This window comes from Streptosporangium fragile (genome assembly GCF_039534445.1).
GTDB lineage: Bacteria > Actinomycetota > Actinomycetes > Streptosporangiales > Streptosporangiaceae > Streptosporangium > Streptosporangium fragile.
In genome coordinates this window covers 30,034-50,380 of sequence record NZ_BAAAVI010000021.1, presented here as the reverse complement: position 1 = coordinate 50,380, position 20,347 = coordinate 30,034, and the positions used below count along the sequence as shown (strand labels likewise).

At 74.0% G+C, this 20,347-nt stretch carries 15 protein-coding genes; 3 read left to right on the top strand and 12 right to left on the bottom strand.

Annotated elements, in window-relative coordinates; translation table 11 throughout:
• Nucleotides 1-135 precede the first annotated feature (135 nt).
• Nucleotides 136-354, top strand: a complete 219-nt coding sequence (locus ABD841_RS16165; protein WP_344972198.1) for a hypothetical protein — start codon at nucleotides 136-138, stop codon at nucleotides 352-354.
• A 3-nt stretch (nucleotides 355-357) separates the two neighbouring features.
• Nucleotides 358-702 carry a DUF1036 domain-containing protein gene (locus ABD841_RS16160; protein ID WP_344972196.1) on the top strand — a complete coding sequence of 115 codons (345 nt, stop codon included), beginning with the start codon at nucleotides 358-360 and terminating at the stop codon, nucleotides 700-702.
• A 470-nt stretch (nucleotides 703-1,172) separates the two neighbouring features.
• On the opposite strand, the gene ABD841_RS16155 is transcribed toward ABD841_RS16160, so the two are convergent.
• The 7 genes from ABD841_RS16155 to ABD841_RS16125 form a co-directional block, all read right to left on the bottom strand.
• Nucleotides 1,173-3,098: a GTPase gene (locus ABD841_RS16155; RefSeq protein ID WP_344972194.1), complete on the bottom strand. Its 1,926-nt coding sequence runs from the start codon at nucleotides 3,096-3,098 to the stop codon at nucleotides 1,173-1,175.
• Nucleotides 3,095-5,011: an ABC transporter gene (locus ABD841_RS16150; protein WP_344972192.1), complete on the bottom strand. Its 1,917-nt coding sequence runs from the start codon at nucleotides 5,009-5,011 to the stop codon at nucleotides 3,095-3,097. The genes ABD841_RS16155 and ABD841_RS16150 overlap by 4 nt, the downstream gene beginning before the upstream one ends.
• 261 nt (nucleotides 5,012-5,272) lie before the next feature.
• Nucleotides 5,273-5,947, bottom strand: a complete 675-nt coding sequence (locus ABD841_RS16145) for a response regulator transcription factor (protein ID WP_344972190.1) — start codon at nucleotides 5,945-5,947, stop codon at nucleotides 5,273-5,275.
• Nucleotides 5,948-6,038: 91 nt separating this feature from the next.
• The gene (locus ABD841_RS16140) at nucleotides 6,039-6,650 is read right to left on the bottom strand and encodes a hypothetical protein (RefSeq protein ID WP_344972188.1); all 612 of its coding nucleotides are present in this window, start codon (nucleotides 6,648-6,650) and stop codon (nucleotides 6,039-6,041) included.
• Nucleotides 6,651-6,679: 29 nt separating this feature from the next.
• Nucleotides 6,680-7,942 (bottom strand): ABC transporter permease, encoded by a 1,263-nt coding sequence (locus ABD841_RS16135; protein WP_344972186.1) that lies wholly within the window; start codon nucleotides 7,940-7,942, stop codon nucleotides 6,680-6,682.
• Nucleotides 7,939-8,670 carry an ABC transporter ATP-binding protein gene (locus ABD841_RS16130; protein WP_344972184.1) on the bottom strand — a complete coding sequence of 244 codons (732 nt, stop codon included), beginning with the start codon at nucleotides 8,668-8,670 and terminating at the stop codon, nucleotides 7,939-7,941. Before ABD841_RS16130 ends, ABD841_RS16135 begins: the two co-directional genes overlap by 4 nt.
• Entirely contained in the window at nucleotides 8,667-9,824 is a 1,158-nt protein-coding gene (locus ABD841_RS16125) for an efflux RND transporter periplasmic adaptor subunit (protein WP_344972182.1), read from the bottom strand. The genes ABD841_RS16130 and ABD841_RS16125 overlap by 4 nt, the downstream gene beginning before the upstream one ends.
• Before the next feature lie 148 nt (nucleotides 9,825-9,972).
• On the opposite strand from ABD841_RS16125, the gene ABD841_RS16120 reads away from it, so the two are divergent.
• Nucleotides 9,973-11,919 carry an efflux RND transporter periplasmic adaptor subunit gene (locus ABD841_RS16120; protein ID WP_344972180.1) on the top strand — a complete coding sequence of 649 codons (1,947 nt, stop codon included), beginning with the start codon at nucleotides 9,973-9,975 and terminating at the stop codon, nucleotides 11,917-11,919.
• Between the two features lie 101 nt (nucleotides 11,920-12,020).
• Here the strand turns inward: ABD841_RS16120 and ABD841_RS16115 are convergent, their stop codons facing one another.
• The 5 genes from ABD841_RS16115 to ABD841_RS16095 all read right to left on the bottom strand — a co-directional run bounded on the left by ABD841_RS16115 (nucleotide 12,021) and on the right by ABD841_RS16095 (nucleotide 19,784).
• Nucleotides 12,021-13,406 (bottom strand): sensor histidine kinase, encoded by a 1,386-nt coding sequence (locus ABD841_RS16115; RefSeq protein WP_344972178.1) that lies wholly within the window; start codon nucleotides 13,404-13,406, stop codon nucleotides 12,021-12,023.
• Complete coding sequence (locus ABD841_RS16110) at nucleotides 13,406-14,113, bottom strand: response regulator transcription factor (protein ID WP_344972177.1); 708 nt, start codon at nucleotides 14,111-14,113, stop codon at nucleotides 13,406-13,408. The genes ABD841_RS16115 and ABD841_RS16110 overlap by 1 nt, the downstream gene beginning before the upstream one ends.
• Before the next feature lie 34 nt (nucleotides 14,114-14,147).
• Nucleotides 14,148-15,338: an L-2-hydroxyglutarate oxidase gene (lhgO, locus tag ABD841_RS16105; protein WP_344972175.1), complete on the bottom strand. Its 1,191-nt coding sequence runs from the start codon at nucleotides 15,336-15,338 to the stop codon at nucleotides 14,148-14,150.
• 87 nt (nucleotides 15,339-15,425) lie between these two features.
• On the bottom strand, nucleotides 15,426-16,451 hold the full coding sequence (locus ABD841_RS16100) for an NAD-dependent epimerase/dehydratase family protein (RefSeq protein WP_344972173.1): 1,026 nt from the start codon (nucleotides 16,449-16,451) through the stop codon (nucleotides 15,426-15,428).
• Between the two features lie 207 nt (nucleotides 16,452-16,658).
• Nucleotides 16,659-19,784: an SCO7613 C-terminal domain-containing membrane protein gene (locus ABD841_RS16095; RefSeq protein WP_344972171.1), complete on the bottom strand. Its 3,126-nt coding sequence runs from the start codon at nucleotides 19,782-19,784 to the stop codon at nucleotides 16,659-16,661.
• Nucleotides 19,785-20,347: the final 563 nt, after the last annotated feature.

The window sequence follows — 20,347 nt, the reverse complement described above, 5'->3', positions numbered from 1 at the left end:
GTAGCTCCTGCTTCACCCCGTTTCGCTCCGGTGACCGGCCATCGCATTTTGCCAGAAGGAAAATCGGCTCTTTATATGACCTTGGTGGTGACTTTATGTTATCGATTAATCACCCTACGCATCCGAAGAATGTAGGTGAGCCACATGCCGGACAACGGCACCGAACACCCCACCGACCCGAGAGGGGCGTTCGCGAACGCGACAGCAGCCGAAACAGGCGAGTCGAACGCGCGTCCGGGGACGGCGGACCGCTTCGCCGTCGCCGCGGCGGGCGACCACCAGCTGCCCCCCGTGGCCGAGCAGGCGCTCGACGCCAGGCCGCTCGTCCAGCGATTCACGGAATCGGAGGAGTAGGCCATGGAACTGCGCTTCCGCAACCGCTACACCTCCAGGGTGTGGGTCGCGATCATGTTCTACAGCCCCGACGGCTGCCGCGACTACGGCCAGTGGGGCACCCGGGGCTGGTGGGCCATCGATCCGGGCGGAGAGGCGTACGTGCTCAACACCAACAACCGGTACGCCGCCTACTACGCCGAGGCCGCCGACGGGGCCGTCTGGACCGGCCCCTACGGGCCGGTCTACGTCTACCAGACCGCCTTCGACTCCTGCATCAACATCGGCAGCACCGCGGCCAGGCTCGTCGGCATGCGCCTGGTCGACATGAACGGTTACTCCCGCTACTACGTGAACCTCGTCCCCTGACAAAGCCCTCTCACGACCCCCGCGAGGCCCCGGGAGACCCGCGAAGTCCCCTGGAGATCCCCACGAAGGCTCCTCACCTGACGTCCCGACCGGCGTGACCGGTCCGGCCCGGTGGTGAGGAAGAAGATGAGCGCCTCCTGAGAGACGGACGACCAGACGCTTGATCGGCTGCGCCCCGTCCGATCCGTCCCCCTCCGATCGGGAGGCGCTCGACCCTGGAAACGCTCGGTCCCGGGAGCACCCGGCGCAGTCCGGAACCGGTCCCGGGCGGCGACACCGTTCCGGCCGTCCCCGGGGCAGGCACGCCTCACCTCCCCGCCGCGGTTCCCCCTCTCCGTGGGAAGCGCCGCCGGTCGGCTGATGCGGTGACCGGAGACCTCTGCGGGCCACCGGCCGACGACCGTCCAGGTTCGGCACGCGGCGGTGCGCCGGACGACCCGGCGAGCTTTTCCGGTCGCAGCACCGAGGACCTAGTCTCCGCCCCGGGCCGTCGTGGCCGCCTCGGTGAAGCGGTGATATCGGGACAGCTCCCCCGCCACCGGGTCCAGCACGAGCTCATGGGTGACCTGGTCGACGCCCGCCCGGAGCGCCCTGGCCGCCCTACGGGCACGACGCCGCCCGCCGAGCCAGGCCGCCGCACGAGAGAGCAGCGCGATCACCAGCCCGAGCAGGACGCCGCCGACCAGCAGCAGGGTGGGCCAGGGCAGCTCGCCCGCGGTCGGCAGGTACGGCTGCGGGAGCCGCAGATAGTCGAGGGCGAGCAGGCCGAGGAGCCAGAGCCCTCCGGCGAGCACCACCGCGAGCGCCAGCCACTGCGCCGTCCCGGCCAGCCGCCACCACAGGGGCCGCCGGGACGCCCCGAGTGACGTGCTCGCCACGGCCCGGTCCAGGCCGTCCTCCAGTTCGTCCCCGTGTGACCGGGCCGCCCGCCGCACGGCCGCCGCCCACGGTGCGGGCAGCCCCGCCGCGGCGACCTCGGCGGCCTCCCGGATCGCGGTGTCCATCCGGGACCGCTGGACGACGGTCACGGCGGGGAGCGACGTCCGCCCGACGATCTCTCCGGCGGGCGGGCCCGCGGGGAGTCCGAGACGCAGGCGGCGCAGCGGGTCGGGCCGGAACCTGCGGATCCACCGGGTGGGCGGCCACCCGGTCGCCGCGACGGAGCGGTGCCGGTGCGCCTTGGCCACGGCGCGCACCACCGTCGGCACTCCCGCCGCCTCCGCGAGGGCGTCCCCCAGCGGCCCCGCCAGCCTGTCCGCCGTCTCCCGCGCTTTCGCCGTCACGCCCTCGCCGACCCCGTCGCCGGTCTCCGCGCCGGGGCCCGTACGCGCTCCGGCGCCGGAGCCCGGACCGGCGTGCGGGCCGGGGACGGCCGACCGGCCGAGACCGGCCGGGGCCCCGGAGGCGGCCGACCGCCCCGGAACGGCCGGAGAACCGGAGACGGCCGGAGAACCGGAGACGGTCGCGGAACCGGAGACGGTCGCGGAACCCGGGACGGCCCCGGCGGCGGGAACATGGGTGGTCTCCGCCGCGGGACGGGAAAGGTCACCGCCGGGGGCGGTGGTGGTGGAGGCGTCGAGGAGGGCGTCCGCGACGGTGCCGACGTCGGCGGCCAGGCGCGCGGCCCAGGACCGCCGGTCGGCGACCCGGGAGGTCAGCAGGGAGCGCAGCTCGGGGACGCCCTGTCCGGTGCGGGCCGAGACCCCGAGGACGGGCACCCCGGCCAGGCCGTCCTCCGCCAGGAGCCGCCCCAGGTCCGTGAGGCACCGCTCCGCGGCGGCCGGGGAGAGCCGGTCGACCTGGTTGAGGACGACGACCGTGACGTCCCGGTGCCGGGCCAGCGGCCGCAGATAGCGGTCGTGGACGGCCGCGTCGGCGTACTTCTGCGGGTCGAGCACCCACACCAGCAGGTCGACCAGCTCGACGAGCCGGTCCACCTCCAGCCGGTGCGACGGCTCGATCGAGTCGTGGTCGGGCAGGTCGAGCAGGATCAGCCCGGCGGCCTCGCCGTCCGCCCCGCCGGAGAGGCCGGAGCCGCCGAGCAGCTCGTGGCGGCGGGGGATCTGGAGCCAGTCGAGCAGCGGCCCCGCCCCGGTGCCCGCCCAGAGGGCGGCCTGCGCCGTCGAGGTGGTCGGGCGGGTGACCCCGACCGCGGCCAGCGAGGTGCCGGACAGCAGGTTGAACAGCGAGGACTTGCCGCTGCCGGTGGCCCCGGCCAGCGCGACCGCGGTGTGGTCGACCGACAGGCTCCGGCGTGTCCCGGCACGCGAGACCACCGACCGCGCCGCGGCGACCGCCCCGGCGTCCAGCCGCCCGTCGGCCAGGTCGGCGGCGCGCGCCAGGGCCGCCAGCCGGTCGTCCAGCGGGATCGCCTTCTCACGCCGCAGCAGCTTCACGCCTCGCCCCCCTCTCCGGCGGCCGCCGGTCCGCCGCCCGGACGCGGAGCCTCGGGCGGCCGCGGAGCGCCCCCTTCCCGGATGGCACGCGCACCCCCGTCTCCCCGTACGTCGGCCAGGCTCCCCACCCCCGAAGGAAGCTCGCGGGAGCCGGGCGGCGGACCGGACGGGAGTCCGGCCGGGGGTGCTCCGACGGGGATCTCGCGCAGGTGATCCCGTACGGCGTGCGCGGTGGCGCGCAGGGCGGGGGCGACGTCCTCGGGGGGCTGGACGGCGTCGAGGAGGTCGGTGAAGCGGGCGGCCTCCGTACCGAGGAGGATGGCGACGCGGGCGCGCAGGTCGGAGCGGGCCTTGGCGGTGAGGGTGCGTACGGCCTGGTCGCCGAAGACGGCCTCCAGGAGTTTCTGGCTCAGCACGCTGGTGCCACCGGCGATGCCGACCTCGATCCCGGTCAGGCCGCCGGTCGAGGCGAACACGGCGAGCATCAGCAGCAGCCCCGCCCCGTTGACGCCGAAGGAGGTGAGCCGGGCGGTGGTGCGCTTGTCGGCACCCTCCTTGCGGACCAGGTCGAGCACGTACGCCTGCCAGTCGCGGACCGCCGCCTCCGCCCGCGCGGGCAGCTCGGCCGAGGCCCGGCCGAGGCGTCCGGCGGCGGCGACCCCCTGCCCTTCGAGGAGCGCGCGCCCTGCCGGGTGCGACGACCACGACTCCAGCAGGCGCTCGGCGGCGCCGTCCGCCGAGGCCCTGATCAGGGCCTCCACCCCGCTCTCCAGCGCGATCCGGAGCTCGCTCTCGGGCGCGGGGCGCCCGGTGAAGAACGCCACGAGGCGGTCACGCAACCAGCCGACCCGGGTCTCCAGGGAGCGCATCAGGTCGCCGGTGCCGATGAAGTCCTGCCAGCGGGCCAGCACCTCCCCGCGCAGCAGCGACCCGTCCAGCATGCCGTCGTCGAAGGAGGACAGCCCGGCGGCGTAGGCGGCCCGCGTCATCGCGCGCAGTTCCTCGGCCGTGGCGTGCTGGCGGTCGACCGCGCGGGCGAGCGCGGGGACACGGGTGGCGAGGCTCTCCAGCGCGCCGGACAGGGTCTGGCGCACCACCTCGGCGCGGGAGCGCGCGTCGGCGGCGATGGCGGTGAGCCAGTCGACGATCGGCTGGACCGCCGGGCGCGGCAGCCGGGCGTTCTCCTCCGGCAGGACCAGCTCGGGCACCTCGAACAGACGCGTCCCGCCCAGCCCGTTGGCCGCGAGCAGCCGGGCCAGGTCCTTGTCCACCACGCCCAGGGCCTCCGGTGGGACGCGGGACAGGATGACGGCCAGGGCGGTGCTCCGTTCCCTGGCCGCGCGCAGGAAGCCCCAGGGGACCTCGTCGGCGTAGCGGGCGGCCGTGGTGGTGAACAGCCACAGGTCGGCGGCGGCGAGCAGCTGCGCGGCCAGCTCGCGGTTGGCGGCGACGACCGAGTCGATGTCGGGGGCGTCGAGCAGGGCCAGGCCGGGCGGCAGACTCGGGACAGTGACCACCCGGAGCGTGCCGGGCTCACCTCCGCCGTCCCCGGTGACCCGGGGCAGGCCCGGCAGGACGTGCCGGGCGGCGAACCATTCGCGGTCGGCGGGGCTGGTGACCAGGGTGGGGGCCAGCGTCGTGGGGCGCAGCACGCCGGGCCGGCAGACGTCCGCGTCGACCAGGGAGTTGACCAGCGTGGACTTGCCGGCCCCGGTGGAGCCGCCGACGACGGCCAGCAGCGGGGCGTCGATCGCGCCCAGGCGCGGGATGAGGTAGTCGTCGAGCTGACCGGTCAGCTCACGCAGCACCGCGCGGTCGGCCCCCACGTCGCCGACGGCGAGGGGGAACAGGTCACGGTCGAGGAGGCGCCGCAGTTCCCGCAGCGTCCCGAGCAGACCGTCGTCACCATCCATACGGTCGTTCCTGCCCGGGGGCGGGCGCCCTAACGCGATTCGGCCCCACCGCTCGACCGGGTTACGGGGGCGAACTCGGTAAAGCGGTGGGGCCGTGCCCCGGGTCTCACGGACGGGTCTGTGCCGGGCTCGTCTCCCCCGCAGCTGGAGGCGAGCCCGAACCCGCTGTTCGATGCCGGGGTGATCGGGGGTCACGCACTGCTCATTGGAGCAGACGAAACTCAGGATCAGATCTGGCGAACCTGAATATAGGCTGAAAATTCAATCATTCTGGGGTGGTCGCAGGACATAGCCCACTCCACGCAGTGTGTGGATGAGGCGCGGCTCAGCGGTGTCGACCTTCCGGCGCAGGTACGAGACGTAGGACTCGACCACCCCGGCGTCGCCGCCGAAGTCGTAGTTCCAGACGTGGTCGAGGATCTGCGCCTTGGACAGCACCCTGCCGCTGTTGACCATGAAGTAGTGCAGCAGCTTGAACTCGGTCGGCGAGAGCCGCACCGGAACGCCCGACCGCCAGACCTGGTGCGCCTCCTCGTCCAGCTCCAGGTCGCCGACCTGCAGCCGGGCGGGGAGGTCGAGGTCTCCCCTGGTACGGCGCAGCACGGCCCGGATCCGGGCGAGGACCTCCTCCAGGCTGAACGGTTTGGTCACGTAGTCGTCGGCCACGCGCAACCCGGCGACCTTGTCGTCGGTGGCGTCACGGGCGGTCAGGAAGAGCACGGGCACCTGCCCGCTCATCTCCCGCAGCCGTCCCGCCACGGCGAAACCGTCCATGTCCGGCAGCATCACGTCCAGCACGACGAGGTCGGGGCGGACCCGCTCGGCGAAGTGCACGGCCTCCCGGCCGTCCACCGCGGTCACCACCTCGAACCCCGACATGCGCAGGCTGGCCGAGAGCAGTTCCCTGATGTTCGGTTCGTCGTCTACGACCAGCAATCGGGCTTCTGCTCTGTCCAACACACCCCGAGGCTCGCTCACCTCTCTGGAACGCAGCTCAGCCGGGGCTGAACGTTTCCTGAGAACCGGGTCACCGGCGCCCGCCCCCCTCGTTGATCGCGGTCGCGGTGACCGAGCCGTCCTCGGCCCGGCTGCCCTGGACGATCACCGTGCCGCCCGGCTTGAGGTCGGCGACCTCGCCTTCCTTCGTGACCCGTACGGCCGTCTTGTCCGTGGTCTTCACGGTCACCACGGACCCGTCCACGGTCCGGACGTAGATCGTGCCGTCCTCCACACGCTGCACCGTGCCGACGGTCATGCCGCCCCGGCCGCCGCTTTGAAGCCCTTGACCGCCCTGGAGCCCTTGACCGCCCTGGAGGCCTTGGCCGCCCTGGAGGCCCTGCCGGCCGGTCTGGCCGTCCTGTCGCATGCCCCCGAAGCCGCCGTACCCGCCGGCGCCCGGTCCGGCGGGGGCCTGACGCATCGCCGCGCCCGGCACGACAACCGGGCCGCCCATCGCCTTCTGCGCCTGGATGCCGATGATCACACCGGCGACGAGGACCACCCCGGCCCCCAGCACGAGGGTGAGCGTGGAAACGCTCCGCCGCGGCCGGGGGGCCAGCTCGCGGTCCAGGTCACCCGGGAACGGGGAGGTCTCCAGCGTCTTCTCAGCCGGGACGGTCCCGTCCGCGTTGCCGCCCATCTCTGTCTCTCCTTGGTAAGCCGTACAGGTCACTCGTGGCGCAGGGCCTGGATGGGCCGGAGCTTGGCCGCCCGGTTGGCCGGGTAGCCGCCGAAGAACAGCCCGATGCCCACGGAGACCCCCAGGGCCAGCACGATCGAGGACGGCACGAGCACGGGCTCGATCCCGGCGATCGTGAACCGGGTGCCGACGAACGCGACCACGACGCCCGACAGACCGCCCACCAGGCTCAGCACCGTCGCCTCCAGCAGGAACTGACCGAGGATGGCGCTCCTGGGGGCGCCGATGGCCTTCCTGATGCCGATCTCCCTGGTCCGTTCGGTGACGGTGACGAGCATGATGTTGGTGATGCCGATGCCGCCGACCAGCAGGGAGATGGCGGCGACCGCGCCGAGCAGGGTCGTGAAGATGCCGATGGTCGAGCTGACGGTCTCCTGCAGGGTGGCCTGGTTCAGGATCCGGTAGTCCGCGACACCCGTCGGGGTGATGCCGTGACGCTGGTTGAGGATCGCGGTCACCTCGGCCTGCGCCGTGTCGGTGGCGTCCGCACCGGTCGCCTGCACGATGATCGAGCCGAGCGGGCCGAACCCGGTCAGGCTCTGCTGCACGGCGGGCAGCGGCACGATGGCCACGTCGTCGGCGTCCTGCAGCCCCGAGGAGCCCGACTCCTTGAGCACCCCGATCACCGTGAAGGGCACCCCGGAGACGCTCACCTGGCGGCCGATGGGGTTCGCCGAGCCGAACAGCTCCTCGACCACGGTCTGCCCGACCACCATGACCTTCCTGGCGGCGAGCACGTCGTCGTTGACGAAGTAGGAGCCGGTCGCGACGGGCTTGTTCGTCGCCTCGAAGTAGCTGGGGTAGGTGCCGACGAGCTGCCCGATCGTATGGCTGGCGCCCTCGTGGACGGCGGTGGTGCCGTTGGCGGTCACCACCGGGGAGACGCTCCGCACCGAGGGGGCCTGCTCCTTGTCGGCCAGCGCTCTGGCGTCGTCCAGGGTGAGCGGCCTGGCCTGCGTGCGCGGGCCGCCCTGCGACCTGCCGCCGAGCTGCGCCCCGCCGCCGAAGCCGCCCTGCGGCCCGCCCCCGGAGAAGGAGGCGGAGACCGTCAGGGTGTTGGCGCCGAGCCGCTGGATGCTCTGCTGGATGCTCTGCGAGGCGCCCTCGCCGAAGGCGACCAGCAGGATCACCGCCGCGACCCCGATGAGGATGCCCAGCGTGGTCAGGAAGCTGCGCAGCTTGTTGGCGGCCAGCCCGCGGAGCGCGAACCGCAGGACCTCGAACCAGCTCACGGGGCGACCTCCGCCGCGCGGGGCGGGAGCCCGTCGACCGGGGCCTGCCGGCGGTCTTCGACGATCTGACCGTCCACCAGGCGGATGACCCGCTTGGCGTGGGTGGCCACGTCGTCCTCGTGGGTGATGAGCACGATGGTCCGGCCCGAGACGCTCAGCCGGTCGAGGATCCGGAGCACGTCCTCGGTCGAGGTGGTGTCGAGGTTGCCGGTCGGCTCGTCGGCGAGCAGAAGCGCGGGCGCGGTGACCAGCGCCCGCGCCACGGCGACCCGCTGCTGCTGGCCGCCGGACAGCTCGTTGGGCTCGTGACGGACCCGGTCGGACAGGCCGACCTGCTCCAGGGCCGCCAGGGCGCGGGTCCGCCGCTCGGCCGCGCCGACCCCGCCGTAGGCCATCGGCAGCTCGACGTTGGCGAGCGCGCTCATCCGGGGGATGAGGTTGAACGACTGGAAGACGAACCCGATCTTCCGGTTGCGCAGGACGGCGAGCCGGCGCTCGTCCAGCGACCCGACATCGGTGCCGTCGATCAGGTAACGGCCGGAGGAGGGCACGTCCAGGCAGCCGAGGATGTTCATGAGCGTGGACTTGCCGGAACCCGACGCCCCCATGATGGCGACGTAGTCGCCCCGCTCGACGCTGAGCGACACCCCGCGCAGTGCCCGGACCTCGGCGTCCCCGCGGCCGTAGACCTTGGTGATGTCGTGCAGGGACAGGACGGGGACGGTCATCGGCCGATGCCCCCCATGCCGCCCCGGTTGCCGCCCAGGCCGGGGAACCCGCCCTGCTGGGTGGTCCCGGTGGTCGCCGGGCGGACGACCTGGTCGCCCTCGGCGAGTCCCGAGGTGATCTCGGTGAACGCGTTGCCCTTGACGCCGACCTCCACCGGGGTGGGCACCTGACGGCCGTCCCGCAGGACGGTCACGGTGCTCCGGCCACCCGCGGTGGAGATGACCGTGGACGAGACGGCGAGCACGTTCTCCGCCTGCTCGACGACGACCTCCACCGTCGCCGTCTGGCCCAGCCGGACCTCGTCCGGCACCTCGGTGAAGGAGATCGTCACCGGGTACTGGACCACGTTGTTGCTGGTGCTCGCGGTCGGCTGGATCTGCGTGATCTTGCCCGCCGCGGTGACGCCCGGCAGCGCGTCGAACCGGATGGAGGCCGCTTGCCCGACCTTGAGCCTGGTGACGTCGGACTCGGTGAAGGTGCCGACGAGCTGGAGCTTCCGGGTGTCGGCGATCTCGATGAACCCGCCCGCGCCGCTCGATCCCCCCGAGCCGCCGGAGGCGCCCGCGCCGTTCGCCCCTCCGGAACCGCCGGAGCCGCCCGCGCCCGCCGAGGACGCGTTCCCCGACGGGCCGGACGCGCCGGAGGAGCCACCGACCGTGCCGTTGACGGCGGTGACCGTGCCGGCGAACGGGGCCTTGATGACGGTGCCCGCCACCGCGCGCCGGGCGGCCCGGTAGGCGTTCCTGGCCGTGACGTACTCGGCGTAGCCCGCGGCGGTCGAGGTGTCGTCGTCCGCGGAGTCGAGGGCGGCGGCGGCCGCGTCGAGGCTCTCCCGTGCGGAGGAGTCGTCCAGCCGGGCGAGAACCTGGCCCTTGGTGACCTTGTCGCCGACCTTGACGTATATCTTCTCGACGGTGCCGCTCGACCCGAAGCCGAGGGAGCGGGTCCGGGCGCTGTCCACGGTGCCGGAGGCCGAGACCGAGGCCACGACCGTGGTCCGGGTCACCGGAACGGTCCGCACCGCCGTGTCGGAGGAGGCGGAGGAGACGGCACCGCCGCCGAGTGAGGAGTAGGCGACCCCCGCGCCGCCCAGCAACAGGACCGCCAGGGTCCCGTTCACGATCAGCGCTCCGCGCTTGGTCGACAACTTCACAGCGTCCGACCTTGGCGCACCAGGCTTGAGGTTTCCCCGACGAAAGCTGAAGGTTTGCTGTAGGCGCCGCTTACCCCTGGATGACACACAGCAAACCTTCAGGTTCCTGTGAGCATGCTGTGAATCAGGCAGTCCAGGATGGTCCGTCATGAGACCGACCCATCTCCCGAAGAACGTGCGCGTGGGAGGACTCGCCCTGGCCGCCCTCCTCCTGGTGGGCGGCGGCGTGGTCGTCGCGCTCGACGACGGCTCGGCGGGAGAGCCCCGGGTGGAGCTGGCCGCGGCCAGGCGGGGGACAGTGACCGCCGAGGTGTCGGCCGCGGGCTCCACCGTGGACGGCGGCACCCGGGAGCTGGGCTTCGGCGGGTCGGGCACGGTCACGAAGGTCTACGTCAAGGCCGGCGACAAGGTCGACAAGGGCGACGTGCTCGCCAGGATCGGCTCCGCGCCCGCCCGCGAGCGCTACGCCGAGGCGAAGGCGCGGCTGGCCGCGGCCGAGGAGGCATTGGATAAGGCGACCAGCGCGGCGACGACCCCGTCACCCGGCCAGGGGCAGAACGGGACGAGGTCGGGCCTGACGGGATCGGACCAGTCCGGCCAGGAGCGCCAGGCGGGCTGCGAGCCGACGGCGACCCGGACCCCGCGGGCGGGCACCACCCCCGCCCCCACCGGAACCGGCACGCCGGGACCGGACCGCACCGCCGCACCCTCCGCCACGGCTACGCCGGAACCCACCCCCATCCCGGTGGTCTCCGGGAACGACGCGCCCGGCTCCGGGAAAGCCGGGCCGGACCCCGTTCCCGCCACTGCCGACAAGCCCGGACCGGCGCCCACCGCACCGGCCGCCCCCGCAGGCGGGATCGCCCCCGCCGCGTACGTCCACGCGCAGGCACCGGCCGCGGCGCCGATACCCGCGCCCACCCGGCCCGCCGCCGCGGACGCGACCACCGCCGCGCAGAACGCGGCGCCCGGGGCCACGGCGGCACCCGGGCCCGCAGGACCCGACCGGCAGACGCCCTGGCCGGGAGAGCAGGCCCCGCAGCCCGCGCCGACGGTCACCGTCACCGTGACGGCGGCCCCCACGGTGGCGGTCACGGCCACCGCCACGGTGACCGTGACCCCGGCGCCGCCCACGCACGCGGGCCCGTCCCGCGGCCCGTCGACGGGCTCCGGGGACGACGGCGCGAACGGCCCGGAGCGCGGTCCGACGGCCGGGCCCACCGCGACCGCCCGGCCTACCCCGACGGCCGGGCCCACCCCCGGCGGAACCGCCACCCCCCGGCCCACCGGATGCCCCACCCCGGGCGGCGGCACGGACGCGGGCGCCCCCCGGATCGCGGCGCCGTCCCCGGGACAGGACAGCACCGGCGGCGGGCAGACCCGCACCGGCACCGGCCCGGGGAACGGCTCCACCGGCACCGGAGGCGGCGGGCAGGGGACGCTCGGCGTGGAGCAGGCCGAGGTCCGCGTGAAGCAGGCGCGGGCCGAACTCACCGACGCCAAGGAGGAACTGGCCGGCGTGCGGATCGTCGCCCCCGCGGACGGCACCGTCATGTCCGTGGCGGGCGCGGTCGGCGACAGCGCGGGCACCGGCGCGTTCGTCACCATCGGGAACCTCGACGAGCTCCAGGTGGAGGCGCTGTTCACCGAGTCCGACATCGGCAGCCTCAAGCTGGGGCAGCGGGCGACGGTCACGCTGGCCACCCGGCCGGGGAAGAAGTACGCCGGCACGGTGACCGGCATCGCGCCCACCGCGACCACCACCGACCGGCTGGTGAGGTACGGCGTCAAGGTGGTCCTCGACGAGCCCCCGGCCGACCTCCTGGTGGGCCAGACCGCCACGGTCACCGTGACCGTCGCCGAGTCGGTGGAGGCGCTCTACGTCCCGGCCCAGGCCGTGCGGACCGCGGGCGGGGTCTCCCGGGTCACCGTGCAGGGCGGCGGCGAGCGCGTCGTGAAGACGGGGGTGCGCAGCGACCGGTACGTCGAGATCACCTCCGGACTCGGCGAGAACGACCGCGTGGTCCTGCCCGGCGCGACCACGGGCGAGTTCCCCGACGGAAGCTGGCCGGAGGCCGGCGCCGGGACCTCCTGAGAGACCCCCGGCCGGCCCCGGAGGCAAGGCGCCGGACATCCCGGAGACGAGACGCGGCCGGACCCGCGAACGGCGGACCGATCAGCCCCGGAGGCGGGAGATCAGTCGGTCTCGGCGGCGAGTGGGAGGAACACCCGGAAAGTCGCGCCCTTACCGGGTTCGGATTCCACGGCGACGGTACCGCCGTGGGCCTGGACCATCGCGGCGACGATGGCCAGGCCGAGCCCGCTGCCGCCGTCCTCGGGGGCGCGGCGGCCACGGGCGGAGTCGACGCGGTAGAACCGCTCGAAGACGCGCTCGCACTGCTCCCGGGTGAGCCCCGGCCCCTCGTCGGCCACCTCGACGACGGCCATGCCGTCCTGGCCGGAGAGCGCGACGCGGATGGGCGAGCGGTCCGGGGTGTGGGTGAGCGCGTTGGTCATGAGGTTGCCCACGACCTGGCGGAGCCGTACCTCGTCGCCGGAGACGATGAGCGCCGAACCGTCCACCGAGAGCGTGACCTCACGGTCGGGGGCGAGAATGCGGGCGTCGTGGACGGCGTCGGCGGCGATGGCGAGCAGGTCGACCGGGCGCATGGCCATCGGCCGTTGCTGGTCCATCCGGGCGAGCAGCAGCAGGTCGTCGACCAGCAGCCCCATCCGGACCGCCTCGGACTCGACCCGCCGCATCAACGGCCCGGCGTCGATCCCGGATGCCTGCCGGTAGAACTCGGCGAAGCCGCGGATCGAGGTCAGCGGCGTGCGCAGTTCGTGCGAGGCGTCCGCGACGAACCTGCGCATGCGCTCCTCGGAGCTGCGGGCCGCGGACTCCGACTCCGACCTGGCCCGGAAGGCCGCCTCGATCTGGGCGAGCATGCCGTTGAGCGACTGGGCGAGGCGCCCCACCTCGGTGCGCGGGTCGGCGTCGGGGATCCGGCGGCTCAGGTCTCCGGCGGCGATGGCCTGGGCGGTGCGCTCGATCTCCTCCAGAGGACGGAGGCTCCGGCGGATGATCACCACCCCGGCCCCGGCGAGCATCAGCACCAACCCACCGCCGCCGAGCAGTTCCACCAGGGCGAGCCGGCCGACGATCTGCCGGACCTCACCCATGTCCACCGCCACGACGAGGGTCCCGCCGTCGTCCAGCGGGATCGCGCGGACCCGCCAGTCGCCGCTCTCGAACGGCTCACCACCGTGCCCGGTGGCCACCGCGGGGCCCGGTTTGCCCTGCACCTCGATGCCGCTGAGCAGGAGGACGATCTTGCCGTCGCGGTTGCGGAGCTCCAGCCTGGCGTCGGGCGCCATCGGCTTGCCGGCCAGCGTGGCCGGGTCGCGGTGCAGGCGGCGCAGCGCGCTGTCGACGACCGGGTTGATCTGGCCGTCGACGCGGTCGATCAGATAACCCTGCATGATCGAGACGCTGCCGATGCCGATGAGCGCGAGTGCGATCGTCAGGAGGACCAGGGTGACGGCGATCAGCTTCACCCGCAGCGGGGTCCTGCTGAGCATCACGACGCCGGCGGCAGGCGCAGCACGTACCCGACGCCGCGGAGGGTGTGGATCAGCCGGGGATCGGCATTGTCGATCTTCCGCCGGAGCACGGAGACGTAGGACTCCACGATCCCGACGTCACCGCGGAAGTCGTAGTCCCACACGTGGTCGAGGATCTGGGCCTTGGACAGCACCCGCCCCGCGTTGGCCATGAAGTAGCGCAGCAGCTTGAACTCCGTCGGCGACAGCGCCACCGCCCTGCCGTTCCGCCACACCTCGTGGCTCTCCTCGTCGAGCTCGATGTCGGCGAAGGTGAGCCGGGGCGGCCGGGGAGCCATGTCCCCGGAGCCGGTACGACGCAACACGGCCCGGATCCGGGCCACGACCTCTTCCAGGCTGAACGGCTTGGTCACGTAGTCGTCCCCGCCCACGGTCAGGCCCCGGATCTTGTCCTCGGTGGCGTCACGCGCGGTGAGGAAGACCACCGGCGTGTCGCTGCCGCCGCCGCGCAGGCGCCGGACGACGTCGAAGCCGTCCATGTCCGGGAGCATGACGTCGAGCACGATGAGGTCGGGGCGGTGCCGCTGGACGGCGGCGACGGCGTCCGTGCCGGTGCCCGCCGTGTTCACCCCGAACCCGGCGAATCGCAGGCTCGCGGCCAGGAGCTCCAGGATGTTGGGCTCGTCTTCGACGATCAGCAGACGGGCTTCGGGTGAGTCGGTCACTGTTCTATTTTCACCGGCCCACATGAGAAAGCAGTTAACTGGTCAACACTGAGGCTAAACCCACAATATGCCGGGCAATCGCCAAACTGGACGTCGCACCGGGTGAAGGGGCGTTCCGGACAAGCGTCACACGGCCGTGGACGTCGATCGCGAAGTCGTCCAGCATCCCCCCGTTCCTGTCGACGGCCTGCGCGCGGACGCCTCCGGCGGTCCTGACCAGATCGGCGGCGGTCAGCGCGGGGACGTAGCGGCGCGCGGCCTCCAGGAACGACCGCTTGGCCAGCGAGCCGAGCACCTCCCGGACCCCGGTCCGCCAGTGCGCGGCGGCCAGCCGCCGGGTGCCCCGCCAGGCGAGGATCCGGCCCAGGTCGGCGAGATCGACGTCACGCCAGGAGTAGCCCTCCAGCGCGAGCGCCATGACCGCGTTGGGACCCACCAGCACCTCGCCGTCGATCCTGCGGGTCAGGTGCACGCCGAGGAACGGGTACCGGGGGTCGGGAACCGGGTAGATGAGCCCGCGGACGAGGTTCTTCGCCGCGCCGGCCAGCGCGTAGTACTCGCCGCGGAAAGGGACGATCCGCACGTCGCCGGGGGCTCCGGCGATTCGCGCGACGGTGTCGGTGCCGAGCCCCGCGCACACGATCAGCCGGTCGAAGCCGAGGACGCGCCGCCCGGCCAGGACGTTCACCCCGCTCGCGGTCTCCCGGATCGCGCGCACCGGGTGCGAGAGCAGCACCGAGCCCCCGCCGTCCACCACGTCGGCGGCCAGGCGCCGGGCGACCGCGGGGAAGTCGGCGATCGCGGTGTGCGGGGAGTGCACCGCGGCCACGCCGACGGCGTACGGCTCGACCTCGCGCAGGGCCAGCGCGTCCAGTTCGGCGATGCCGGGAACCCCGTTGGCGCGGGCGCGTTCGGCGATCGTCCGCAACCCCGGCCGCTCGGCGGCGGTGGAGGCGACGACGAGCTTGCCGACCTCGTCGTAGGGGATGCCGTGTTCGGCGCAGTACTGCCTGAGCATGGCCACGCCCTCACGGCAGAGCCGGGCCTTGAGCGAGCCGGGCCGGTAGTAGATGCCGGCGTGCACCACACCGCTGTTGTGCCCGGTCTGGTGGGCCCCGACGTGGTCCTCCTTGTCGAGGACGGTCACCTTCGCGCCGTGGACCCGCGCCGTCTCCCTGGCCACCGCCAGGCCGACGATGCCCGCACCGACGATCCCGACGTTCATCGCCGACTCCTCCCTGTGGGTGGTTGCCGCTGGAATCCCCGCGAGCGGTTACCGCCCGAACCTCCGCCGCCCGCCGCGGAGGGGCCGTCACGGCGCGACACTACCGGCCAGCCTGCCGATCTTCCCAGTGGCGAGATGCCCCTCCTGCGCCAGCCAGCGCAGCGAGTCGGCGATGGTCTCCTGGACCGGCCGCAGGCCCACCCCGAGCGCCTCCAGGGTGGGGGTGTCGTACGTCCGGACCATCGTGACCATCATCTCGACGGCGTCCCTGGTCAGCGGGTGGTCGATCCGCGTGACGCGCTTGACCGCGTCGAGCACGGCCGCGGCACCGCGCAGCACCGCGCGGGACACCCGGAACCTGCGGCACCGGCCGCCGGTCACCTCGTCGCAGACGTCGGCGAGCTGGGCCCAGGTGAGGTAGTGCCCGCCGAGCATGAACCGGCGCGGCCCCCGGCCAGGTTCGAGACAGCGGGCGAGCACGACGGCCAGATCCCGGACGTCGACGACGCCGACGCCGCCCGCGGTGATCGGCCAGCCCTGCTCCAGCCCCGCGCGCAGGCCTTCCATCAGCGCGTCGGGCGAGGGCGGGCACGGCCCGGCGACCCCGGCGGGGTAGACGATCGTGACCGGCATCCCCTGCTCCTGGAGCCGCCTGGCGTATCGCTCGCCGGAGAGCTTGCTCCTGCCGTAGTCGTTCCTCGGCGTGGAGAGCGGGCTCTCGGTGGTGATCACCGGCCCGGACGGCGGCACGAAGACACCGATGCTGGAGATGTGCACCACCGGGTCGAGACCGAGCTCGGCGGCCTGCCCGAGGACGTTCTTCAGCCCCGTCACGTTTGTTCCGGTCAGGTCCGCGGCGTGGTTGATGACGCCGATCTCGGCCGCGGCGTGAATGACCGCGTCGCAGCGTTCGAGACCGGCACGCACCGCCGCCGCGTCGCGGACGTCGGCCCGGTGCAGCGGAACCGGCCCGGTCACCCCGACATGGGCGAGAACCCCGCGCGTTCTCTCCGGATTGCGCATGAGGAGAAGCGGCTCGTGACCGTCGGCGAGAAGCGCGGCGACGGTGTGTGAGCCCACGAAACCAGATGCTCCGGTCACCAGAACCCGCATGCTCGAAAGTTATCGGTAATCCTCTCCGCAGGAGAAGGGAATAACAGGCCCGGCACTTAATCGACATTGATATTCACTGAACACCGGTCGAATCGATCAAGGAATACCCGAATATGTTGGGGCAACGAAGATCGATGCGGTCATTCATTTCCGGCGCGATCGGCGGGCCGCGCGTCCGGCCGCACCTCCTGACGTTGTGCCCGCCGGTCAACGCATCCGGCCGACGGCCGCGCGCAGGCGCCGCACATCCCGCAGGCGCGCCTCGTACGTCGCGCCGACGGCCACGAGCAGCACCCCGCCGAGTGCCATCGGCACCCAGCGCGGCACCGCGAGAACCACCTGCGCGACCCAGGGCGCCAGCTCGTGCAGGGTGACGGCGGCCAGGGCGAGACCGCCCAGCAGCGCCGGCGCCTGGAGCCGGAACCGGGCCCCGACCAGCAGGATGCCCAGCGAGACCGTCCCGAGCAGCAGCGGGCGGAGCCACCCGGAGCCGACGAGCAGCGCGAACGTGCTCGGCGCCAGGCCGGAGGCGAGCGCGGCGCCGTAGGCGGCCCAGGAGGACACGTCCCGGCCGCGCGCCCGCCACCAGCCGAAGGCCAGCAGCACCAGCGAGAACGGCGCGGTATAGGCCTCGACCACGGTGATCTCGGAGGCCAGCAGCCGCAGCCAGGTGGCCAGCAGCAGGAACCCGGTCCCCGCGTAGGCGGCCCGGCGCCGGTCCGGTCGCAACGCCGTGCCCGTCAGCAGCACGCCCACCACCGCGCAGGCCAGGGCCGCCGAGGGCAGTTCCGCCGCGGCGAGCGGCAGTCCCGTGCCCGCGAGGACGTATCCCGCCGCCTCGACGCCGATCGCGAACCCCGCCGCCCGGAACCGTCCCGCCACGGCCGCCGCGACGCACGCCGCAGCGAGCACGCCGAAGGCCGCGTCCCGTACCGGAAGGCCCAGTGCCAGGCCGGCCGCGAACACCTCCGCACCGGCCGCCAGCGCCGCCGGCCCCGCTGCGACGGCCGCCGCCTGCCGGGTCCGGGACCGGGCGGCGGCCAGCGCGGCGGTCACCGCCATGACCGGGAGGACGACCAGCGTGGCCGGCCTGCTCATGAGCGCCCAGGAGACCGCGACGGAGGCGGCCACCAACGCCACCGCCCCGTCGAGGGCCCCGTTCCCCCGGCTCCGCACGGCCGCCCACGCCGGCGCCACGACGCCCGCGACGAGCAGCGCCACCTCCGCCCCGTACGGCAGCGCGACCGACACGGGCAGGGTCGCGAGCACCGCCGGCCAGGCCAGGGCCGCGGCCCTGAGCGCACCCTCGCGCCGGGCGGCCTGCCAGGAGGCCGACACCGCCGCCGCGGCGACGAGAACCGCGACCACCACGAGGATCGGATGGCTCCCGCCGACGCCGTCCACGGCCTCCCAGGGCCGCAGGAGCGGCCGGTAGAAGGAGAGGATCGCCGCGGCGGCCGGCAGCGCCGCCAGTACCGCGATCCCGGCCAGCCCGGCCCCCAGAGCCAGTCCGGTGGCCCGCCAGGGCCCGGTGGCCCGCCGGAGGCCGCCGGACGCCGTCTCCCCCGGCTCCTCGCCCTCCGCGGGAGAGGGCTCCTGTCCCGGGACCGACCCGCGATGCAGGGCGAACCGCCCGGACGGGGCCAGCAGGACGGCCAGGACGGCACCGGCCGCCAGGGCCAGGCACAGCGCGTCGTCAGCCCCCAGCCGGCCTGTCCCGGCGGGAACCGCCCACATCAGGCCGGTCGCCGACAGCACGGCCGCGGCCAGGGAGAAGGCCGCCGCCTGGGACATCCGGGCGGCGAAGGCCGCCGCGGCCCACGCGACGAGCAGGACCGCGAGCACCACGTACGTGGTGGTCCGCTCGGCGAGCGCGGTGGCCGTCGCCACGGCGGACACCGATCCGGCGGCGATCGCCAGGGCCCACGCCCACTGCGGGCGCCCGGCCAGGGCCGTACCGGCCAGGAGCGCGACGGTCAGGGCCAGCAGGACCGCGAGGCCCGCCGGGAGACCCCAGCCGAAGGCGGTGGGGGCGGCGGCGACGGTGACCGTCCCGATACCCAGCGCGGTGAACCCCCGTGACGCCCGCCCCCGCACGGCCGGCCACGCCGACGCGGCGGTCAGCAACCCGAACACGACCGCGAACTCCGGCAGGAGCGTGAGGGGCGCTTCCCCCGTAGAGGTGGGAGGCCCGGACCAGACGTCGTCGAGCCTGCCGAACGGGCCGAGCAGGGCGGCGAGCACCGCCGGCACGAATGGGAGCGAGGTCAGCGCCGCCAGGGCCCCCGCGGTGACGGTACCCGCCCGGCGGATCCGGGCGTCGAGCGGAACGGGCACGTACAGCGTCACGGCCACGACGATCAGCGCCGCCACGGTGTGCGGGGTGGCCCGCCAGTCGGGCGGCAGCGACGGCCAGAACGGCGCGGCCAGCCCGCCCGCCAGCGCGAGCGCCGAGACGGCTCCGACGATCGCGAGCAGGCCCGTGTCCTCGGTTCTGCGTACGGCCACCAGCCCGATCGCAGCCAGCGCGATCAACAGCGCGCCTCTGGCCGCGGCCACGGCCGGACCGTCGGCGGTGACCACGTGGGGCTCCAGCACGCTCAGCGAGCCGTCCACCACGGCGCAGCAGATTCCCAGCGTCCAGACCATGCCGAAGCAGATGGCGAGCGTCCTCCGCAGCCCGGATCCGGGCGGGCGTTTCCCGGCCGCGGAGCCGGAGCCGGAGGCGGACGCGGGGTCGGAGCCGGAGGCGGACGCGGGGTCGGAGGCGGACGCAGGACCGGAAGCGGAGCCGGACGCAGAAGCTGAGCCAGACACAGACGCGGAGCCGGACACAGACGCGAGGAGGCCGGAAGCGAACGTGAGGAGGGCGGCGTCGGCGGCGGCGGTCGCCGTGAGCGCCGCGGTGAACCACGGCACCGTCTCGCCGGCGGCGAGCAGCGGTAGCGGGATCTGCGCGAGGACGATCGCCACCGGCAGTGGCAGGCGCAGCGGCAGGAGCCGGGAGTAGCCCGCCATGGCGAGCGCGACCAACGCGAACAGCAGGACGGCGTAGCGGTGCCCGTCGACGGCGTCGATCCCGGCCAGCCCCGTTCGCCAGGCCGCGTAGCCGTCCAGGAACAGCAGCGCGACGCCGAACATCGCGATGGTCTCGGCGGTGGCGGTGAGCCCCCGCCGGAGCAGGATCCTCGGTGTGGCGAAGGTCAGCCCGGTGACCCCGGCGAGAACCGCCGCCCGGCCGCCGATGCCCATGCTCCCCCAGCTGACCAGCGTGAACCCCACGGCGGCGACGACCAGCAGCAGCCCGCCGAGTCCCAGCAGCAGGTTCTGCACTCCCCAGGAGGAGAAGTCCCGCCGGGAGCCTCCCACTCGCCGCGCGGACCCGTCCCCGGGCCCGTCCGAGCCCGGCGCGGGCGCATGGGCCCCGGGCACCGGTACGCCTTCGCGGAAGGTCCCGGTCCGGGACGGCCCCCTCTGCGGGGGCACCGGCCCCGGCACGGTCCCGGGCGAGGACGTGGCCCCGGCCCCGCCCTCGCGGGAAGACCCGGCTCCGGACGCGGGTCCCGCCGGAGCAGGATCTCCCGGGCCCGTTCCCGAAGCCACGGCAGAACCCGTGCCCGGGTCCGCTCCGGGGGCCGTCGTCCCGGAACGGCGGGACCGTTCGGCCCGCAGGAGGGCGAGCAGTTCGTCCCGGCGGAACCGCAGTTCGACCTCGCGGGCGCGCAACCCGGCGAGCGCGCCGTCAAGTTGCCACAGCTCGGCCGCCACCGGGCCCGTCAGGGGCAGCGCGCAGCGGGGGCAACAGTCGTACGGCCGGTCGAGGGGCGCGGTGCACTCCGGGCAGCTCGCGTGCGAAGGTGGGCGGGGAAAGGCGAGTGCCGAGGGCCTGTCGTGCA

Bases quoted from the DNA above. Each gene is read 5' to 3' on its own strand.
- lhgO (WP_344972175.1), bottom strand. From the start codon at position 15,338: ATGAACGTCGGGATCGTCGGTGCGGGCATCGTCGGCCTGGCGGTGGCC.
- ABD841_RS16120 (WP_344972180.1), top strand. From the start codon at position 9,973: ATGAGACCGACCCATCTCCCGAAGAACGTGCGCGTGGGAGGACTCGCC.
- ABD841_RS16150 (WP_344972192.1), bottom strand. From the start codon at position 5,011: ATGGATGGTGACGACGGTCTGCTCGGGACGCTGCGGGAACTGCGGCGC.
- ABD841_RS16100 (WP_344972173.1), bottom strand. From the start codon at position 16,451: ATGCGGGTTCTGGTGACCGGAGCATCTGGTTTCGTGGGCTCACACACC.
- ABD841_RS16115 (WP_344972178.1), bottom strand. From the start codon at position 13,406: ATGCTCAGCAGGACCCCGCTGCGGGTGAAGCTGATCGCCGTCACCCTG.
- ABD841_RS16160 (WP_344972196.1), top strand. From the start codon at position 358: ATGGAACTGCGCTTCCGCAACCGCTACACCTCCAGGGTGTGGGTCGCG.
- ABD841_RS16130 (WP_344972184.1), bottom strand. From the start codon at position 8,670: ATGACCGTCCCCGTCCTGTCCCTGCACGACATCACCAAGGTCTACGGC.
- ABD841_RS16140 (WP_344972188.1), bottom strand. From the start codon at position 6,650: ATGGGCGGCAACGCGGACGGGACCGTCCCGGCTGAGAAGACGCTGGAG.